Origin of the sequence: Thioalkalivibrio sp. AKL17 (assembly GCF_000377885.1) — a bacterium.
Lineage (GTDB): Bacteria > Pseudomonadota > Gammaproteobacteria > Ectothiorhodospirales > Ectothiorhodospiraceae > Thioalkalivibrio > Thioalkalivibrio halophilus.
In genome coordinates this window covers 267910-287183 of record NZ_KB898768.1, presented here as the reverse complement: position 1 = coordinate 287183, position 19274 = coordinate 267910, and the positions used below count along the sequence as shown (strand labels likewise).

The window sequence follows — 19274 nt, the reverse complement described above, 5'->3', positions numbered from 1 at the left end:
GGACCTGGCGGCGGATCAGTGCAGCCGGCGGCTGACGCGGATGATCTCGTCGTCGGAGGTGAGGATCTCGCGCTGGAAGCCGTGGCGGCGGGCGAGGGCGAGCATGCCGTCGTTGTGGCGCAGGACCTCGCCGAACAGTTCGCGCAGGCCGTTGCGCCGGGCGGAGTCGACGATGGCCTCCATCAGCAGGGAGCCCACGCCGCGGCCCTGCCAGGCGTCGCTGACGACCACGGCGAATTCGGCGCTCTCGCCGTCGGGCTCGGTGGTATAGCGGGCCACGCCCACCTGGACTTCCTGGCCGTCGGCGTGATCCACGGCGATGAAGGCCATCTCGCGGTCGTAGTCGATCTGGGTGAAGCGCACCAGCATTTCGGGTGTGAGTTCCTCCAGCGAGCGCATGAACCGCAGGTAGCGGGTCTTTTCCGACAGGCTGCGCACGAAGGCCTGTTCGATGGCGGCGTCTTCGGGGCGGATCGGCCGCAGTTCCAGCTCGTGGCCGTCGCGGGTGGTGACGGTGTGCGCCACGTGCCCGGGATACGGATGGATGGCCATGTGGGCGTAATGGCGGGTGTCGTGCCCGGGGTCCGCCAGTTCGATACGGGCGTCCACGGCCATGACACCGTGCTCGCCGGCCTGCAGCGGGTTGATGTCCAGCGACGCCAGTTCCGGCAGTTCGCAGGCCATCTCCGAAACCCGCAACAACACCTGTTCCAGCGCCTCGCGCGGTACCGGCGGGGCGCCGCGGAACTCGCCCAGGGTGCGCGCGGCGCGCGTCTGGTCGATGAGGCGTTCGGTCAGTGACTGGTTCAGCGGCGGCAGGGCGATGGCCTGGTCGCCGATGACTTCCACCGCGGTGCCGCCCAGGCCGAAGGCGATCACCGGGCCGAACACCGGGTCGCGCGAGATCCCGACGAGGAGTTCGCGCGCATGCCCGACCTCGGACATGCGTTCCACGGTGACGCCTTCGACGTCGGCGTCGGGGAAGTGCTCGCGGATCTGGTCCAGCATCTCCTGGGTCTGCTGACGCACCGTCTGCACACTGCGCAGGTTGAGCCGCACGCCGCCGAAGTCGCTCTTGTGGCTGATCCCGGTGGCGCTGATCTTGAGTGCCACGGGGAAGCCCAGGGTTTCGGCGGCCAGCATCGCATCCGCCGGGTCGCGCGCGAGGATGCTGGGGTTGGTGGGGATGTGGAAGGCGGCCAGCACGGCCTTGGACTCGCGGATGCTGAGGACCTTGCGGCCATCGTTGCGGGCGTTCTGCAGGATCAGGTGGGCGCCCTCGATGTCGGACGGGGTCTCGTCGCACAGCGGGCCCGGGGTCTGCAGCAGCATGCGCTGGTTGTGGCGGTGCCGGATCAGCCAGGCGAAGGTCTCGATCGCCGCTTCGGGCGTGCGGTACTGTGGGATGCCTGCCGCGTCGAAGCGCCGGCGTGCGCTGGCCACCAGCGGGTCGCCCATCCAGCAGGCCAGCACCGGCTTGTGGCTGTTGCGGGCCTGTTCAATCACGGCCTCGGCACAGGCGTCGGGATCGGTCATGGCCTGTGGGGTCAGCAGTACCACCGCCATATCTACGCCGGGGTCGGCCAGCGTGATGCGCAGTGACTCGCCGTAGCGTTCGGCGGTGGCGTCACCGAGGATGTCGATCGGGTTGCCATGCGACCAGTGGCCGGGGAGCAGGCCGTTCAGCGCGTCCATGCTCTTGTCCGCCAGACTGGCCAGATCCAGGCCGAGGTCGGCCGCGCGGTCCACGGCCATCACGCCGGGCCCGCCGCCGTTGGTGAGGATCGCCAGGTTCTCGCCGCGCAGACGCATCCCCTGCGCGAGGATGTGGGCGGCGGAAAACCATTGCGATACGCGCTCCACCCGGACCACGCCGGCGCGTTCCAGGGCGGCGTCGAAGACTGCGTCGGAGCCCATCATGGCCCCGGTGTGGGTGGCCGCCGCCTGGGCGGTGGCCGCGTGGCGCGCTGACTTCAGCACCACCACGGGTTTCATGCGAGCGGCCGCGCGCAGCCCGGAGAGGAAACGCCGGGTGTGGCGGATGCCCTCGACGTACAGCAGGATGCCCTGGGTCTCGGGATCCACCGCGAGGTAGTCCAGCAGCTCGCCGAAGTCGACGTCGGCGGCGTCGCCGGTGGAGGCGACGCCGGAGAAGCCGATGCCGGTGGACTGGGCCCAGTCCAGCACCGCGGTCACCAGGGCGCCGGAACTGGAGACCAGCCCCAGCTTGCCGGGCAGTGCCTGGTTGTGACTGAAGGTGGCGTTGAGCCCGATCCGCGGGCGCATGATGCCCAGGCAGTTGGGGCCGATCAGGCGCATGCGGTAGCGCTGCGCGATCTCCACGCACTCCTGCTGCAGGCGCTGGCCCTCGCGTCCGGCCTCGCCGAAGCCGGCCGACAGGATGACGGCGCCGTGCAGCCCCGCCTCGCCACAGTTGCGCAGGATGGCGGGCACGGCCCGCGCGGGCGTGGCGATCAGCGCCAGGTCCACGCGGTGCTCGCCGGGGCGCAGTTCGGGGACGCAGGGCAGCCCCTGCACCGTGTCATGCTTGGGATTGACCGGGACCAGCGTGCCTTCGTATCCGGCGGTCAGCAGGTTGGCCAGGACGGTCTGGCCCACGGCCCCCTCGCGCTCGGTGGCGCCGAATACGGCGACGCCGCGGGGATTGAAGATCTTGTCGAGGATATGGGTGCCCATGCATGCTTCCTGCGGTGGTGGATCCGATGAATTGGTGCTGCCCGGAGGGGCCTTCATAACATGAATCTTGCCTTTTTATCTCCCGATGCCGGGCTGGAACACGACAACGGGCCCGGGCATCCGGAGTGCCCGGAGCGGCTGACCGCGATCCGCGACCAGCTGGTGGCGGGCGGGCTGGACCCGTGGATCCTGCATCGCGAGGCGCTGCCGGCGGGGCGCACCGATCTGCGCCGGGTGCATGCCGGGGCGCACATCGACCGCGTACTGCGGCATGTGCCGGCGGGCGAGCGGGTCATGCTCGACGGCGACACCGCGCTGTCCCCCGGCAGCCACGAAGCGGCCCTGCTGGCGGCGGGCGCGGGCATGACGGCCGTCGACTGGGTGATGGGTGCGGAGAACCGCCGTGCGTTCTGCGCGGTGCGTCCGCCGGGGCACCATGCGCGCGCCGACCGCGCCGCGGGGTTCTGCCTGTTCAACAACGTGGCGATCGCCGCCCGCCATGCGCAGGCCCGCCACGGTATCCGGCGCATCGCCATCGTGGACTTCGACGTGCATCACGGCGACGGCACCGAGTCGCTGGTGGCCGGGGATCCCTCCATCCTGTTCGCGTCGTCCTTCGAGCATCCGGCCTATCCCGGGTCGGGCGTCTCGCCGCTGGGCGACAACTGCCTCAACGTGCCCGTGGCGGGCGGGTCGTCCGGCGAGCAGTGGCGCCAAGCGGTGGCCGCGGCCTGGTTCGAGCAGTGGGATGCGTTCGCCCCGGAGCTGGTGCTGGTGTCGGCCGGTTTCGATGCCCACCGCGAGGACGAACTCTCGCGCCTGGCCCTGAGCGAGGACGACTACGCCTGGATTACCGCGCGCATCGTGGAGCTGGCCGAGCGCCACGCGCAGGGGCGGGTGGTCTCGATGCTGGAAGGCGGCTACGCTCTGCACGCGCTGGGGCGCAGCGCGGTGGCCCACATGCGCGAGCTCGGAGGGCTGTAACCCCCGGCGCTATTCGTGCGCGGCCACGCGGTTGCGGCCGCGACGCTTGGCCTCGTACAGGGCATCATCGGCGCGCTTGAAGGTGTCCTTCAGCGGTTCCCCCGGCTGGTACTCCGATACCCCGATGCTGACGGTGATATGGCCGGGGCCCGGAAAGACTGCCTTCCCGACCCGCGAGCGCAGGGTTTCGGCGACCTTGCGCGCACGGGGCAGTTCGGTGGCCGGCAGCAGGATCATGAATTCCTCGCCGCCCCAGCGGCCCACTACATCGGACTTGCGCAGGCGTTCCCGAAGGACCCGCACCAGGGTCTGCAGCACCTCGTCCCCCACGTCGTGGCCGAAGGTGTCGTTGACGGCCTTGAACCGGTCCAGGTCCAGCAGCAGGACCGAGAACGATTCTCCGTGGCGGTCGGACCGACTGGCTTCCTGTTCCAGAAGGCTTTCCAGGTGACGCCGGTTGGGCACGCCCGTCAGGCGGTCGTGCAGGGCCTGGCGTTCCAGCTCTGCCTCGAGGTGCTTCTGTCGCGAGATGTCGTGGAACACCGCCACGTAGTGTTCCACCGGCCCGTCGTCCCCGGATCGCAGCGCGGTGATGGACATGTACAGGGGGATCAGCACGCCATCCTTGCGCCGGTCCCAGATCTCGCCTTCCCAGTGCCCTTGCTCGTCCAGTCGGTTGAACAGGTCGAGGTAGAAAGTCCGTCCGTGCGCGCCCGACTTCAGCAGTTCCCGCGGGTTGGCGCCGATCGACTCCGCCGCGCTGTAACCGGTGATCTCCTTGAATGCCGGGTTGGCCCGCAGGATCCGCCCGTCGGCGTCGGTGATGAAGATCGCATGGCTGGCACGGAAGGTCGCCGCCAGCAGTTCCAGTTCTTCCTCCAGCTCGCGGCGTTCGGTGATGTCGACCAGGTAGCCGTGATAGTGATCAACGGCCCCGAATTCATCGCGCTCGATGGCGGTGAAGTCGAGCATCCAGCGCCACCCGCCGTCACGGTGGCGCATGCGGTAGGGGCTGTGCTGGAAGTTGGCGCTGCGATCATCGGTATGCGCCTGCACTTCCCGGTCCAGGCGTTCGCGATCGTCGGGATGCACCAGATCGTTATGCGGCGTGCGTTCGTCAGCCAGTTCCTGCGGGTCGTAGCCCAGGATCTCGCGTACGTTGGGCGAGACATACTGGATGGGCCAGCCCGGGGCATTGTCCCAGGCGAAGATCAGCGTCGGGCCGGCCATGAACAGGTTGCGCTCGCGTTCCAGGGCCAGCCGCTGTTCGCGCCGGGTGAGTTCATGCCCGATCCACTGGGCCATCAGGTTGATCAGGTCACGTTCGAAGGGGACGAAGGGTTCCCTTGGCCGGCGGGCCACGAAGCTCAGCACGGCTCGCAGCTCGTCGTTTACGTACACCGGCATGCCGAAGCAGGCGCGGGCCTCGGGGCTCTCCGAGATGCTGCACGGGGTCTCCCGGGCTTCCGGAGCATGGAACCCCACCGGACCGGTTTCCGTCAGGGCGTTGTCGCAGAAGCTGGCATCCCGGTCGCCGGGCTCCCCGGGGCCCTCCGGCCACTCGCCGGCGGCCTCCAGGATGCGCCGGCTGCCGTCATCCACCCGCACCAGGCGGCCATGGTCCATGCCGAATTCGCGCAGGCCGAGTTCCAGCAGCGTGCGCAGCTTGCCGGCGTCTTCGGTATCCGGCGTGCCGGTGATCCGGTGCAGGTCCTGCAGCGCCTGCTGGCGGCGCTGTTCCATGGCCTCGCGCGTCTTTTCCGGGCGGATGTCGCGGATGATGGTGGAGAAGTACTCGGGTTCGCCGCGCGAATCGAAATGAGCAATGATGCGCTGTGAGACGGGAATTTCTCGTCCTTCCGCATCCATCAGTGCGGACTCGCCTTCCCAGAAACCGGTGCGGCGGGCCGTCGGGAGCCCTTCGGCTGCCAGGCGTTCGCGCGCCCACTCCGGCGCCAGCCATTCCCCGGCGCGTTCCCCGGAGAAGAAAGTGCGATCCTGCTCCGGGTCTGCACCGCCTTCCGCGCCTGGCAGGCCGATCAGCTCCTTGCCCCCGCGGTTGACGTACAGGATGTTGCCCTCGGCGTCCGCCATGGACACGAAATCCGGGGTGGCCTCGAGGATCTGGATCAGGCGTTCACGGCCGCGCTCGGCCTCGCGCTGCTCGGTCACGTCGACCCCCACACCCTGAAACGCGGTGATCCGGCCGTCCGCGTTGAAGAACGCCCGGTTGCTCCACATGATGGTGCGCAGCTCCCCGTCGGCCCGCGGCAGGGTGTTCTCGAAATGTCCCACGGGACGCTCCGGCGTAAAGCTTTCCAGGTGCGCGCGGACCCGCCCGGCGTCCGCCTCCGGGGTCCAGTCCAGCCAGCGCTGGCCCAGCAGTTCTTCCGATGTGCGGCCCAGGTGCTCAAGCATGCTGCGGTTGGCATGCAGCAGCGTGGTGTCCGGGAGGTAGCGGGTGACCAGGTACGGATGGTCCTCCACCAGGCTGCGGTAAAGCGCCTCCTGCTGTGCCAGTTCGCGGCGCGCGCGGTGGCGGGTCACGGCGTAGACCAGGCTGCGCTGGAGCAGGTCTTCACCCAGCCGGTTCTTGCTGAGGAAGTCCTCGGCCCCCGCCTCGATGGCGTGCGCCCCGGTGGCCGCATGGTCGTCGCCGGTGAGGACCACCACGGGGATCTCGCGGGTCGTCGACAGCACCCGCTGCAGGGTCTCGTCCGGGGCCGAATCGGGCAGGTTCAGGTCCAGCAGGATCGCGTCGAATGCGGCGGCGTCGCGTGCCAGGTGCTCCCGGGCCTCCTGCAGCCGGCGGCAGTGTGTGGTGTCGAACCGCGTGGTCCCGTTCGGGATGGCAAGCAGATCCCGCACCAGGGCCGCATCATCCATGTTGTCCTCGATCAGCAGAACGCTGAGGCGAGGGGAGTCCTCGGGGCGGGGGGGCTCGGACGCGCGGGGCGGCATCGGCTCTTTCCGTGCATGGTTCACGTCGGGCAGGATAACCCCTGCCTGCCGGCGAATACAGCGACGGTGCCCGGGCTCAGGCGGGGGCGGGTACGGCGGACCACTCCGGCGGGGGCGTCCAGTGTTCCAGCCAGCCCTCCAGCGCGTCCGGGGGCAGCGGGCGGGCGATGGCGTAGCCCTGGCCGTTCTCGCAGCCCATGCCGATCAGGATGCGCCCCTGTTCGACCGTTTCCACGCCCTCGGCCAGGACCAGGCGGTCGAACGCCCGGGCCAGGCCCACCACCGCCTCGATGATGGCCCGGTCATCGGCGTCCTCCAGCATGTCGCGGACGTAGCTGCGGTCCATCTTCAGCGCGTTGGCGGGCACGCGCTTGATGTAGGTCAGCGACGAGTAGCCGGTGCCGAAGTCGTCGATGCTCATGGACACGCCCAGTTCGCGGACCGCACGCATGTTCGCCTCCGCCGCCGCGGCGTTGTCGAAGGCGGTGCTTTCCAGCACCTCGATCTCGAGATCGGCCCGCGGGATCTCCGGATGGCGATCCAGGATGTTTTCCAGACGTTGTGCCAGGTCGGCGTTCTCGAGCTGCAGGGCACCGATGTTGACGCTGACCGGAAGATGGTGCCCGTTCCGGCGCCAGGCCTCCATCTGGCGCATGGCCTCCTCCAGCATGTATTCGCCGAGATCGATGGAGACCGGGTCGTTCTCGATGGTCGGCAGGAACTCCGCCGGCGCCAGCAGGCCGCGGTCCGGGTGTCGCCAGCGCACCAGCGCCTCCGCGCCGAGCACCGCACCGGTACGCATGTTCACCTTGGGCTGGTATTCCACGCTCAGTTCGCCATTCTGCATCGCCCGGCGGAATGCATTGATGGTGCGGTGTCGGCTGGCGACCCGCTGATACTGTCCGTGGTCGAAATATTCCCAGGCGCGGATACCACGCAACTTTGCTTCGTACAGTGCATGGTCCGCCTGGCGCAATACGGTCTCCGGGTCGAGGCCGCTGCGCGCAGGGCGGATCGAGATCCCGGCACTGACGGAGACGTTTTCGCTGGCCCCGCCGGCGCCCTTGTCGGTGACCGGCAGGTGATGCCCGGCCTCGATCACCCTCCGCATTACGTCCTCGAGGCGTTCGATGGTCTCGGTGCTGCGCAGCACGAGGATGAATTCGTCCCCGCCGCGGCGCCCCAGCAGGGCGTCGCCGTTCAGGCGGTCGCGCCAGCGGCGGCTCAGCTCGGCGAGCACCCGGTCGCCCGCAGCCATCCCCAGGCGCTCGTTGAGGGCTCGAAAGTTGTCCACGTCGATGGAGACCAGGGCCAGCGCGGTTTCGTCGTGCTCCGTAGTGGCTTCCTCCAGCGCCTGCATGATCCCGGCGCGGTTGGGGAGGCCGGTCAGCGGGTCGTTGACCGAAAGCCATTCCAGTTCCCGGCGGTGTTCCAGCTCACGGGTCATGTCCTCGTAGAAGGCGATCCGCAGGCTGCGGCCATGGTCGCGGATCTCGCCGCCCCGGGTGATGCGGACCGGGACATCCCGGCCCGTGGCACTGCGGACCCGGCTGTACAGCGGCGGGCTGTCGTTCCCGGCGGGGGCCTCGGGCGGTGCCGTCAGGAGTGCGGCGACCCGCTCGCGTTCGTCGTCCGGGTGGAGATCGGCGATGCTGCGTTCCTTCAGCTCGCTTTCCGTATGGCCGGTCAATGTGCAGGCAGAGGGGTTGGCCTCGAGCACGCTGCCGTCTTCGGCATCCAGGATCAGCAGGGGGTGGATGAAGCAGTCGAACAGGGTGCGAAAGCGGTTCTCGGCCTCTTCCTGCCCGCGCGAGGCGAGATGCCTGGCGAACTGCGAGACCTGGCGCTCGATATGTACGTAGGTGTTGAGGAGGGATTCCAGACTCGCCGATGACTGTTCGCGGAAATGCCGCGCGGCCCGTTCGCGCGCCTCGGCCACCCCGACCCCGGCTTCCAGTGCGTTGATGGCGGCGGCCATCTGCTTGTCGCTGCGCAGGATGTGCAGGGTCAGCCAGCGGACCAGGAACTCCAGCAGGGGCTGCAGGCGGTACTCCTCGGGGCCTTCCAGGGCGGCGATGCGGTCCAGTTCGTCGATGAACCCCGCGTGGGCCTGACAGTGGCGGGCGAACCATTCGTCGTCGCGGAAGGCCCGTGCCCAGATACCTTCCTCGGTCTCGAAGTGGTAACGCGCGTAGTCCCGCAGTTCTGCGACGATCCCGTCGGCCGTGGCCTCGTCGGTGCCCTCCAGCACCGTGCGCGCCAGGCGGTTGATGAGGTCCACCAGGTAATGGTGCTGGTGGTCCACCTCGGGGATATGGGTCAGGAATTCACCGCCCCAGGGGAAGATCTCGAATTCGTCCGTGTTCATGGTGCTGTTCCAATTCCCGCTGATTCCTCCGGGTAGAGTGTACGCACCGGATAGCGGGTTTTCCCAGCGGCCGTTTGCAGCAGTCTTCCGGGGCCCGGCGTTTCCTTCAGGCGTCCAGGCGCAGGACGAGCCGCGGGTCGCCCGCGGCCGGCTGCGGGGAACGGTGCACCGCGGCCTGTCCGGCGCCGCCGGGAAAGCGTTCGCCCTTCATCAGGATCGCGTGCCCGCGGGCGATCCGCAGGGGGGCATGGCCGGCGAGGACGCCGTCGTTGTCGCCGCAGCCCAGGCGGCTGCGGTCGACGTGGCGGTCGTCCACGTATTCGGTGCCGGGGCCGGTGTAGCTGCACAGCATGCGCAGCTCCAGCTGGTCCACGTGGAACAGCGGGCAGGGCCGGGCCTCCAGCACTTCCAGCTGGGCGCGCAGGATCACGCGCCGGGTGACCACCGCGAAGTTGCGGGCCAGGTTTTCGATGTCGAGGGCCAGGTGATGGATGTCGAACGGCCGCGTTCCCGCTGCCTCCAGCAGGCCGGTGCGGATCTGGTCCGGCCGGCCCAGGAGGTCGAGTTTCAGTCCGGGGCTCTGCTCCGCCAGGGTCTGTGCCTGAAGCCGCAGCTCATCCGTTTCCGGACGACGCCAGATCAGGGCGTTGACGTCCTCGCGCCGAATCCCATGCAGCTCGGCGGCCCGGTCAATGAAACGATGCCGGGACGCTGCGGTCGCGCGGGTGCGGGGACGGGTGCTCACGAGATCACCTCGGTTTCTTCTTCGGTCTCTTCCGCGCCGTTCTGCAGCCGCCACTCGGGGAACGGGTCGCGATAGTCGGCCCAGGCTTCGGCGCCGGCAGCCAGTTCCCGGTCGTCCAGCAGGCAGGCGTCCAGGCGCTGGCGAATGGAGTCGGGATCCATGTCGATGCCGATCACCACGATCTCCTGGCGGCGGTCGCCGTAGCGTTCGTCCCAGTGCGGCGCGACGTGGTCCTGCCACCAGTCGGCGTCCACTGGCCGGCGTTCCGGGGGCACCGAGGCCCACCACAAGCCGGCGGCGTGATGGGTCAGCGCGCCGCCGGCCTGCGACAGCGTGCCCACCCAGTCCGGTCGCGACGCCAGCCAGAACCAGCCCTTGCTGCGGATCACGCCGGGCCATTCCTGATGGAGCAGGTCGAAGAAACGCCCGGGGTGGAACGGACGGGTCGCCCGGTAGACGAAACTGTGGATCCCGTACTCCTCGGTTTCGGGGGTGTGGTCACCCATCAGCTCCCGCGCCCAGCCGGGGGCCTGTGCGGCACGGTCGAAGTCGAAGCGTCCGGTGCCGAGCAGTTCGCGCGGGTCCGTGCGCCCGTGCGTGATTTCCAGCACCCGGGCCTCGCGGTTCAGGGCCCGTACGACCCGATGCGCCTGGCGGCGCTGCTCGTCGGTGGCGCGGTCGATCTTGTTCAGCAGGATGACGTCGGCGAACTCGATCTGGTCGACCAGCAGGTCCACGACGGTGCGTTCGTCATCCTCGCCCAGCGACTCGCCGCGGTCAGCGAGGTCATCGGGGGAGGCGTAGTCCTGCAGCAGGGAGGCGGTGTCCACCACCGTGACCATGGTGTCCAGACGCGCCACGTCATCCAGCGACGCGTCGTTCTCGTCGCGGAAGGCGAAGGTGCTGGCCACCGGCATCGGCTCGGAGATGCCCGTGGACTCGATCAGCAGGTAATCGTACTGGCCGGATTCGGCCAGGCGGCGTACCTCCACGAGGAGGTCGTCGCGCAGGGTGCAGCAGATGCATCCGTTGCTCATCTCCACGGTGCGAGCGTCGGTGCGCGACACGCCGCCCTGATCACCGTGGTCGACGTGGTCGCCTCGCACCAGCGCGCCGTCGATGTTGATCTCGCTCATGTCGTTGACGATCACGGCGATCTTGAGCCCCTCCTGATTGTGCAGCAGGTGGTTGAGGACGGTGGTCTTGCCGGCGCCGAGGAATCCGGAGAGGACGGTAACGGGCAGACGTTCGGTCATGGCAGGCTCCCGGGGATTGTGTTGGATGTCACTCATGGAACAGGTGCTCGGTCGCTTCCATGCGCTCCTTGGCCTCCACGCTCAGCGTGGCGGTGGGGCGGGCCAGGAGTCGGGGCAGGCCGATGGGGTCCCCGGTCTGCTCGCAGAAACCGTAATCGCCGGTCTCGATGCGATAGAGGGCCTCGTCGATCTTCTTCAGCAGCCGGTTCTCGCGTCCCCGAATCCGCAGTTCGAGCTGGCGGTTTTCCTCTTCGCTGGCCCGGTCCAGTTCGTCCGCGGCCTGACTGCTCTGGCGCAGATCGGTGCGCACCTGCTCGATATCGTCGAGGACCTGTTCGCGCATGGCCTGCAGGCGTGCGCGGAAGAACTCGAGCTGCTGCGGGTTCATGTAAGCCTCCTCGGGCATCGCGAGGAGCTCCTCTTCGGTGCGGGGGATGTTATGGATCGTCTCGCTCATGGCGTTACACTATAACGTTACTGACACACGGTCACAACGGCCCCGCGCCGGTGACCCGAACCCTTGCGGGAGATACGATGGATTCAGCCAGCGACCACCGGAGCACCGACCTGCCGGACGTGGCGACCGGGACATCGCGCCGCGCCTCGACCCTCGACTGGGTGGGCATGGAGCGCATCGCACTGCCCCTCCAGGTGGCCGGGCAGCCGGTCGCCGCGCACGCCGATGCCGGGGTCAGTCTCGACGATCCGGAGGCCCGCGGCATCCACATGTCGCGGCTGTATCTGGCCCTGCGTATGCTGATCCACCGCGAACTGGACTGCGCGCGGCTGGGCCACGTGCTGGATGCGTTCCTCGAGTCGCACGAGGGGCTTTCGGGGCGCGCCGCGCTCTCGCTGGAGGGCGAGGCGCTGCTGGAACGGCCGGCCATGGTCAGCCCCCTGGCGGGCTGGAAGGCGTATCCGTTTCGCGTGGATACGGAAAAGGACGACCGCGGTACGCAGATCCGCCTCGGGATCGAGATCGGGTATTCCTCGACCTGTCCCTGTTCGGCGGCACTCGCCCGCCAGGCGATCCAGGAACGCTATGATCAGGACTTCGGGACGGCGCCGCCGGATCCGGACCGGCTGCGTGAATGGCTGGGCAGCGAGGCGGGCATCATGGCGACACCGCACAGCCAGCGCAGCCGGGCGTGGGTGGAGGTGGGCGTGCGGCCGGATGCCGAGACCTTTCCGTTCCGCTTTCTGGTCGATCGGGTCGAGCAGGCGCTGGGCACCGCGCTGCAGACCGCGGTCAAGCGCGCCGACGAGCAGGCGTTTGCGGTGGCCAACGGCGGCAACCCGATGTTCTGCGAGGATGCCGCGCGGCGACTCGACGAGGCCCTGGAGGCCCCGTTCGGGGCGCGCGGTTACCGCATCCACGTGCGCCACGAGGAGAGCCTGCATGCGCACGATGCGGTGGCGCGGGTCGAGCGGCCGCCGCGCGGGGCCTGAGGCCGGGCAGCGGGGCTATGCCCGTTCTCCGTCCTGTTCCCCGGCCTGACGATAGAAACGTTGCAGCGGGTCCTCGAAGCTGCGGTGACGGTCGGCCATGGGCTCCGCCGAGATCAGATAGTCGGCGCCGTACTTGAGTCCTTCCTTCTGTCGGGCGATCGGCAGGGCGCGGGCGCGCAGCTGCTCGATGTAGCCACGCATGGACTCGGCGGTGTCCGGATCGGTGAAATGATCCAGCTGGCGCAGCGCGAGGTCGAGCTGCCCGTTCACGAAGCGTTCGCGGTAGCGGATCGGGAAGTAACGCGTCTCCATCACCCGGAAGCCCGCCTGGCCCAGCTGGCGAAGCACCCAGGGCGAGGGATACTCGCGGTACGGCATGCTGCCGCTCAGCAGCAGGCAGGCATCGCGGACGCGGCCGATCTCGCGCACCAGGCGTCCGGCCTCGGTGTCGGGTTCGCTGGGCACGTAGGGCTCCACGCCGATGATGTACAGCCGCTGGCCGACATGCGGACGGATACGGTGCAGGGCCTGCTCCTGCCAGTAGGGAGAGAAGCCCTCGATGGCACCGATGAAGTAGTCCAGCAGGACGGTGTCGAAGCGCTCGCCGTACAGCAGGTGTTCGGAGTGCCAGTTGCCCACCAGCACGCGGTCTTGTGGCCGGAGCCGGTCGCCCGCCGCCTCCTGTACCGTGCGCGCCATGTTCTGCGAGGCGGTGATGGCGGTCCAGCGTTCGGTGTCGAGCGCGGTGATCCACTCGATGGACTTGCGGCCGGTCCCGGCATCGAGAAAGCTGCCCCAGGGCAGCGATCCCTGCATCTGCTCGATGGCCTGAAAGATTGGCGAGCTCGTACCCGAGCTCTGCGGCTTTTCACTCATGGTGTTTCCTTTATTGCAGAGGTCCGGAGAATCAGGCAGCGCGCCGCAGGGCCGCGCCCGCCCGCGCCAGCAGCGCGAGCAGCAGGAGCACGACCACCAGTACCGGGGCGAAGGGCTGGTCCAGTGGCAGGCTGATGGTCCAGGCGACGAGGAAGCCCGCGATCGCCAGGCTCTGGGTCCACAGCAGCGCGCCGGTCAGGCCGCGGGCCAGAAAGGCCGCTCCCCAGGCCGGCAGCAGCAGGGTGGCCAGCGCCGCGGGCATGCCCAGCACCATGCTCCCGAGGACGATCACGGCAACCAGCCATGCGATCTCCAGCCAGCGCGCGATCGCCGGCGGTGCCGGTGCGGCGGAGACGTCCGGGGCGAGCTGGGCGTGCAGCCAGACCCGGCGCAGCCACGGCCACAGCACCGCGCTGGCCACCCCGGCGACGACCACCGCGATCAGCTCGCCCGGGCCGGCGAAATACAGCTGTCCCTCGGCCCAGGCGGCCGCCGCGATGCTTGCCTGCGAGAAATTGGCGGCCAGCAGGGTGACCGCGGCCAGCCCGCCCAGGAACAGCGCCAGCGGCAGGCGTTCGGCATCGCGGACCCGCTGCAGCAGGGCCATCACCCCGGCCCCCAGGGCCAGCGCGACCGGCAGCACCGGCCAGTGCAGGACCGAGGCCAGCACGCCACCGGCGGCGGCCCACTGACCCAGCGCCAGCGCCTGCCAGACCGAGCCGCGCAGGAACAGGCCACTGCCCGCCAGCGCCAGCACCAGCGTGATCAGGAATCCCGCCACGAAAGGCGTCAGAAGCAGGTCAGTCATGGGCGTCGAGGTAGTCCTGCAGGGGGTGGCGTTCGACGCCGAGGGTGCCCAGCAGTTCGTCGTCGTGGCTGGTCATGACCAGAGTGGCGCTCGCGGGCAGGGCGGTGATCAGTTCCACCGCGTCGGCGCGGACCTCGGCATCCAGGTGGTTGGCGGGCTCGTCCAGCAGCACCAGGTGGGGGCGGCCGGTGTCGCGGTCGGCGGCCTCAACGGGCGCCAGTACGGAGGCCAGGCGCAGGAGCTGCCACTGGCCGCCGCTGAGTTGATCCAGACGCCGGCGCAGCAGCGCCCGGATGCGAGGGTGTTCGGGCACGCGCGTACCCATGGCCCGGAACCAGTCGTGTCCGGACAGGGGCCACGGGTACGGGCGCGGATGATCCTGAGCCAGCAGGCTGATGCGGGTGCCGGGGGCGGTGGTCAGCCGCCCCCCGTGCACCCGCGCCTGCCCCGTCAGGCACTTGAGCAACAGCGACTTGCCGGACCCGTTGGGGCCGGTGAGCGCCCAGCGTGCCCCGCCCGGGACCGCAAGACTGAGCGGCCCGAGGACGGGGCGGTCAAAGCCCGGGCGCGCGGCCCGGGCCTCGATGACGGGGGAGTCGGACATCCGCGCAGCCTAGCGGGTGCGGAAGGTGGATGCCCAGGTTTCCATCAGCTCGAGGTAGCCGTCCAGGCCGGCGTCCTGGGGCGGATCCAGCGGTACGGCGTGGCTGTCCCAGCCGAGTTCGCGCTCGAGGAACTCGGCCCCGCGCGGCGGCTGGAACTCGGCGTACAGCACGTGACCGTCCATGTCTTCCAGCTCGCCGACCAGGCTCTGCAGGTGGCGACCGGTGGGCGGGATACCCGGTGCCGGTTCGAGGTAGCCGACGACCGTGGCGGGCAGCCATTCCTCGAGATAGTCGAGGTCTTCGTGATAGACCACGATGTTCTGGTCGGGGGCCAGTTCACTGGCGAGATGCTCGGCATGCTCGCGCAGCCGCTGCGCGGTCTCTTCCGCGCGTTCGCGATAGACGTCCGCATTGGCGGAGTCGAGCTCCGCGAGCCGCTCGCCCAGGGCCAGGCCGACTTCCGCCATGCGCAGGGGATCGACATTGAAATGCGGATTGCCCTCTTCATGGACGTGGCCCATGTTGGGCCCGTCCTGGGTGATGGAGCGGCGCAGATCGACCTTGCCGGCGGCGTAGAAATGCCCGCGCTGGCCCTCGTTGATGGCCGGGTTGGACGCGCCACGGGTGGCGGCCGGCAGCCAGCCTTCCTCCAGGCCGGCGCCCAGTTCCAGCAGCAGATCGGCGTTGCGCAGGGCGGCCATGAAACTGGGCCGGGCATCCAGATAATGGGCGTCGCGGTCGGGCGCCGCCAGGACACGTACGCTGGTTTCGTCGCCGCCGATTTCACGCGCAAGTGCTCCCAGGCTGGAGGTCGTGGCGACCACGTTGAGCTCGTCCGCAGAGGCCTGCGCGGGCAGGAACAGGGCGGTGGCGAGTGCGGCGCCGGTCAGGGCGGAGAGCCCGATGGCCGGACGTTGCTGCGGGGTCTTGCGGTTTTTCATGGGTACTCCTTGAAAAATGCAGGTTTTGCGCGAGGCCCGTGGCGGGGCCTCGCGCTCCGTAACGGGGTGCCGGGATCCGCCGCCAGGCAGGCCCCGGGCGGTGCGATCAGAAGCGGTGCGCGCCGTGGGCGCCCAGCGCCACGTTCACCTGGAACATGAATTCGAGGCCGCGATCGCGGTCGCCATGATCGTCGACGAAGTCGTTCTGCGTGAGCTGCGCGCGCAGGAACACCGGCTCCACCGGACGGAAGGTGACCTGGGCCGAATGGCGGTACGAGGTGTCGAAGCCGGGTACCGAGAAGTCGCGGTCGTCGCCCTCGTTGGTGGGCAGCCCGTCATTGGTCAGGCCCACGGCCTCGGTCCGCAGACCCGCTTCCCAGCGCGGGGCGAAGCCGTACACACCCTGCACATAGATGCCGTCCTGCTTCGCCTTGCCGCTGCCTTCGGCGTTACCGGCGATGGTCGTGTTGTCCTCGCGCCGCTGGTAGTCGACATCGATCACGCGGTAGAAATATTCGCCCTGTACACGCCAGTCGCCGTGGCCGTAGGCGCGGCCGGAGTCGTACTTGTAGACCGCGTCCAGGCCCGCGAACCAGGCGTCACCGTCCCATTCCTCCAGCCCCGAACTGTGTTCGGTGGCCTTCTGCCAGGTGTTGGCGTAGCCCCCGGAGACGCCGAACTGTGCCGCGTGATCCGGGCCCAGGTCCGGGCCGACCCTGGCGAAGGCCGTCAGCAGGCGGGGGCCCGAGGTGTCGGAAAGATCGGAATTGATCTCGTCCCCGGTGTTGGGAACTTCATATGTTCCGATGTCGCCCTCGTAGCGGGCGAAGGTCCCGTCGCCCTGCAGCAGTTCCACGCCCAGCTGGGTATAGGTCTCGGTCGGCGCGACCCAGGTGGCCTGTACGCCGGTCTCCTGGATGCCGTGGTCGCCGAACAGGTATTCGTTCACCAGCGGGCGGTCGACGAAATCCCAGTCGTGGACGTGGCGGCTGTTGATGTAGCCGATGTCCGACAGGAACTTGCCCGCTTTCAGCTGCAGGCCGGCCGGCAGGGCGCGGGTGGTCAGGTAGGCCTCTTCGATCTCGATGTCGTCCTCGTCGAAGCCGATCATCAGGGTGCCGTCCAGCAGGCCGCCCAGGTCGGCCTCGAACACCAGTTCGTTGTGGCCGAGGTTGAAGCCGTCGTCGAAGGAATGGTCGTGGTCGTGATCATGGCCGTGGCCATGGTCATGCCCGTCGTCGAAGCCGGCGGGCTCGTGAACCCCTTCGCTCATCTCGTTGTAGTAGACCCCTTCCAGGATCAGCGAGATATCCATGCCCCAGTGCGAACCCGAGTCGTCCGGGGCCTGGGCGGCGGCCAGGGCCGGCGTGGCGCAGGCCAGAACGGTCAGGCCCGTCAGGGCGTTGCGATGGTGTCGCGCGTTCAGCATGTCTTTTCTCCCCTTGTGGAAACTGGTTGCCTCCGTACATCGCTATTCATGCGTTATAGCGTAACGAAATAGCGTAAGAACGATATAATGTAACAATAGGGTCATACAAGGGGCCGTCGCCCCGGTGGGGGCAATGCCGGGGAAAACGAGAAAAGGAGCCGCCCGTTACAGCGGGCGGCCAAGCGTAGCGGAGGTTGGAGAGACAGGGGAGCGACGAGGCCCCGGTCCCGGCGACACGCCAGAGTCCGACAACAATCGCGTATCTAAGTGAGAATTATATGCATCCGCGTTTGGGTGTCAACGTGGCCGATTCCAATGGCGCGGTTCATCGACCCGATGGGGCGGCGGGTCGCGCGGGTTCAGGGCGTCGGGGCGCCCAGCCCGGCCTGGCGGAAGGCCTCGGCCCAGCGTTCGAGCTTGGCCTCGAGATCGAGGCGGGCATTGGCCGGGCTGGTGGAGGGCAGGCGCACCGCTCTGACGCCCAGGGCACGGGTCTCGCCGATGCGGCGGGCGCTTTCGGCGCCGTTGTGGACGATCAGCCGCAGTCCCGGGGCCTCGCGTGTCAGCCGGCCGAGGTCGTTGGGCTGCGGGTTGCGGATGGCGCTGTCCAGACTGCCCTCGCGTGCGCAGGCGCCGTAGATGTCCCACAGCCCGACCCCGCAGTCGAGCAGCCGGGTGTAGCGCTCCGGCCAGGGCAGTTCCGGGAACGGCGGTCCGAAGATGCGCGCCATGATCGGCCAGAACTGGTTGCGCGGATGGGCGTAATAGGCCGCCGCCTCCAGCGAGGCGACCCCGGGGAAACTGCCCAGCACCACGGCCCGGGTATCCGCGCGCAGCACGGGCTCGAACGCCCGCAACTCGGGACTGGCATGAGCGTCAGACATCAAGGTCCAGTGTAGGCAAATGCCGCCGCGGGTACACGTCCGCGAACGGGCATGATTCGGTCCGGTTCCTTGTGTATATTAGTTGTGTACACAAACGATGAGCAGGAGACGGCAGATGGAAACGGTCAGCGCCCGCGAGGCTCGCGAGCGGCTTGCCTGGGTTCTGGATCGCGTCGAGGCCGGGGAAGAGGTGGTGATCCAGCGTCAGGGGCGGCCGGTCGCAAGGCTGGTGCGGCCTTCGAGCCCGTTCCCGGGGTTTCCGGATCGCAGTGGCCTGCGTGCGGAGCTGCCGCCCTGTGGTGAAGGAGGGGCGGAGGCGGTTCGCGCGGGCCGCGACGAAGAGCGGTTCTGATGCTCTATTTCGATACCAGCGCGGTCCTGCCGTACTATCGTGAAGAAGCCGCCAGCCGCCCGGTTCAGCAGATGTTGCAGGCGAGCACACGCCCGGTGCTGGTCAGTCATCTGACACGGGTGGAGGTGGCTTCGGCCCTGGCCCGCTGGGTGCGCATGGACGAGTTGTCCGAAGCTCAGGCGAACCGGATCGAGTCGGCATTCCTCGAGGACCTGCGGGCAGGTCGTTTCGTCCGGGTTTCGCTGGATCCGGAGGTGTTCGAACGCGCCTGCCACTGGCTGCTCACGCGGCGTTCATCGCTGCGCACGCTGGACGCCCTGCACCTGGCGGCTGCCGAGATCTGCGGGGCGGAGCTGGTGACGCTGGATCGCGCGCTGGTGCAGGCCGCCCGGCTGTTCGGCGTGACGGTCCGGTGTCCCGGAGAGGACCCCGCGGAGCCGGGTCAGCTCGACTGACAGTCGCGGCACAGGCCGTGGAGTTCCACGGTGCGGGTCTCGATGGCGAAGCCGGTCTCGGCCGCGGCGGCCTCCAGGGCATGGCTGGCGGTGTCCGGGGTGTGAAATTCGATGATCCGGCCGCAGCCGTCGCAGATCATCAGCGCGGATTCGTGGCGTTCCCCGGGGTGGCTGCAGGCGACGAAGCCGTTAAGGCTCTCGATGCGGTGGATCAGGCCCTGTTCCAGCAGGAAGGCGAGGGTACGGTAGACCGTCGGCGGCTTGATGCTGCGGTCCTCGGACGACAGCGCGTGGATCAGGTCGTAGGCCTTGATCACGCCGTCGGTGCGCAGGATCTGTTCGAGGATGCGGCGGCGCTGCTCGGTCAGGCGCGCGCCGCGCCGGGTGCAGACCCGCTCGGCCTCGTCCAGGGCCTGCTGGATCGCGGTGTCGTCGATGGTGTGCTGGCGAGTGGCCGTGGTCAT

The 19274-nt window shown here is 68.8% G+C and carries 17 protein-coding genes; 4 read left to right on the top strand and 13 right to left on the bottom strand.

Annotated features, from left to right (window positions below):
* Positions 1-15: 15 nt before the first annotated feature.
* Positions 16-2697: a bifunctional acetate--CoA ligase family protein/GNAT family N-acetyltransferase gene (locus D577_RS0111475; protein ID WP_018947615.1), complete on the bottom strand. Its 2682-nt coding sequence runs from the start codon at positions 2695-2697 to the stop codon at positions 16-18.
* Positions 2698-2757: 60 nt separating this feature from the next.
* On the opposite strand from D577_RS0111475, the gene D577_RS0111470 reads away from it, so the two are divergent.
* Complete coding sequence (locus D577_RS0111470) at positions 2758-3681, top strand: histone deacetylase family protein (protein ID WP_018947614.1); 924 nt, start codon at positions 2758-2760, stop codon at positions 3679-3681.
* Between the two features lie 9 nt (positions 3682-3690).
* Here D577_RS0111470 and D577_RS0111465 read toward each other — a convergent pair whose 3' ends face one another.
* The 5 genes from D577_RS0111465 to dksA form a co-directional block, all read right to left on the bottom strand.
* Positions 3691-6642 carry a PAS domain S-box protein gene (locus D577_RS0111465; protein WP_018947613.1) on the bottom strand — a complete coding sequence of 984 codons (2952 nt, stop codon included), beginning with the start codon at positions 6640-6642 and terminating at the stop codon, positions 3691-3693.
* A 76-nt stretch (positions 6643-6718) separates the two neighbouring features.
* Complete coding sequence (locus D577_RS0111460) at positions 6719-9010, bottom strand: EAL domain-containing protein (RefSeq protein WP_018947612.1); 2292 nt, start codon at positions 9008-9010, stop codon at positions 6719-6721.
* A 106-nt stretch (positions 9011-9116) separates the two neighbouring features.
* Complete coding sequence (locus D577_RS0111455; protein ID WP_018947611.1) at positions 9117-9755, bottom strand: DUF1826 domain-containing protein; 639 nt, start codon at positions 9753-9755, stop codon at positions 9117-9119.
* On the bottom strand, positions 9752-11011 hold the full coding sequence (gene zigA, locus D577_RS0111450; RefSeq protein ID WP_018947610.1) for a zinc metallochaperone GTPase ZigA: 1260 nt from the start codon (positions 11009-11011) through the stop codon (positions 9752-9754). The genes D577_RS0111455 and zigA overlap by 4 nt, the downstream gene beginning before the upstream one ends.
* Positions 11012-11039: 28 nt before the next feature.
* On the bottom strand, positions 11040-11468 hold the full coding sequence (gene dksA, locus D577_RS0111445) for an RNA polymerase-binding protein DksA (RefSeq protein WP_024329619.1): 429 nt from the start codon (positions 11466-11468) through the stop codon (positions 11040-11042).
* Positions 11469-11545: 77 nt separating this feature from the next.
* On the opposite strand from dksA, the gene folE2 reads away from it, so the two are divergent.
* Positions 11546-12460 carry a GTP cyclohydrolase FolE2 gene (gene folE2, locus D577_RS0111440; protein WP_018947608.1) on the top strand — a complete coding sequence of 305 codons (915 nt, stop codon included), beginning with the start codon at positions 11546-11548 and terminating at the stop codon, positions 12458-12460.
* Positions 12461-12475: 15 nt separating this feature from the next.
* Here the strand turns inward: folE2 and D577_RS0111435 are convergent, their stop codons facing one another.
* From D577_RS0111435 to D577_RS0111410, 6 genes are all read right to left on the bottom strand, one after another.
* Positions 12476-13336 carry a class I SAM-dependent methyltransferase gene (locus tag D577_RS0111435; protein WP_018947607.1) on the bottom strand — a complete coding sequence of 287 codons (861 nt, stop codon included), beginning with the start codon at positions 13334-13336 and terminating at the stop codon, positions 12476-12478.
* 31 nt (positions 13337-13367) lie between these two features.
* The gene (locus D577_RS0111430; protein ID WP_018947606.1) at positions 13368-14144 is read right to left on the bottom strand and encodes a hypothetical protein; all 777 of its coding nucleotides are present in this window, start codon (positions 14142-14144) and stop codon (positions 13368-13370) included.
* Positions 14137-14748 (bottom strand): ABC transporter ATP-binding protein, encoded by a 612-nt coding sequence (locus D577_RS0111425; RefSeq protein WP_018947605.1) that lies wholly within the window; start codon positions 14746-14748, stop codon positions 14137-14139. The genes D577_RS0111430 and D577_RS0111425 overlap by 8 nt, the downstream gene beginning before the upstream one ends.
* A gap of 9 nt (positions 14749-14757) precedes the next feature.
* A complete protein-coding gene (locus D577_RS0111420; RefSeq protein ID WP_018947604.1) occupies positions 14758-15690 on the bottom strand; it encodes a metal ABC transporter substrate-binding protein in 933 nt (310 codons plus the stop codon).
* A gap of 106 nt (positions 15691-15796) precedes the next feature.
* Positions 15797-17119 (bottom strand): hypothetical protein, encoded by a 1323-nt coding sequence (locus D577_RS0111415; RefSeq protein WP_018947603.1) that lies wholly within the window; start codon positions 17117-17119, stop codon positions 15797-15799.
* Between the two features lie 359 nt (positions 17120-17478).
* Positions 17479-18003, bottom strand: a complete 525-nt coding sequence (locus D577_RS0111410) for a DNA-deoxyinosine glycosylase (RefSeq protein ID WP_026289037.1) — start codon at positions 18001-18003, stop codon at positions 17479-17481.
* A gap of 115 nt (positions 18004-18118) precedes the next feature.
* Here D577_RS0111410 and D577_RS0111405 point away from each other — a divergent pair, with 115 nt between their 5' ends.
* Together D577_RS0111405 and D577_RS0111400 are read left to right on the top strand one after the other, a co-directional pair.
* Complete coding sequence (locus D577_RS0111405; RefSeq protein ID WP_018947601.1) at positions 18119-18355, top strand: type II toxin-antitoxin system Phd/YefM family antitoxin; 237 nt, start codon at positions 18119-18121, stop codon at positions 18353-18355.
* Positions 18355-18810, top strand: coding sequence for a type II toxin-antitoxin system VapC family toxin (locus tag D577_RS0111400; protein ID WP_018947600.1), 456 nt, complete (start codon positions 18355-18357; stop codon positions 18808-18810). The genes D577_RS0111405 and D577_RS0111400 overlap by 1 nt, the downstream gene beginning before the upstream one ends.
* Here the strand turns inward: D577_RS0111400 and D577_RS0111395 are convergent.
* Positions 18798-19274, bottom strand: a complete 477-nt coding sequence (locus D577_RS0111395; protein WP_018947599.1) for a Fur family transcriptional regulator — start codon at positions 19272-19274, stop codon at positions 18798-18800. The genes D577_RS0111400 and D577_RS0111395 overlap by 13 nt on opposite strands.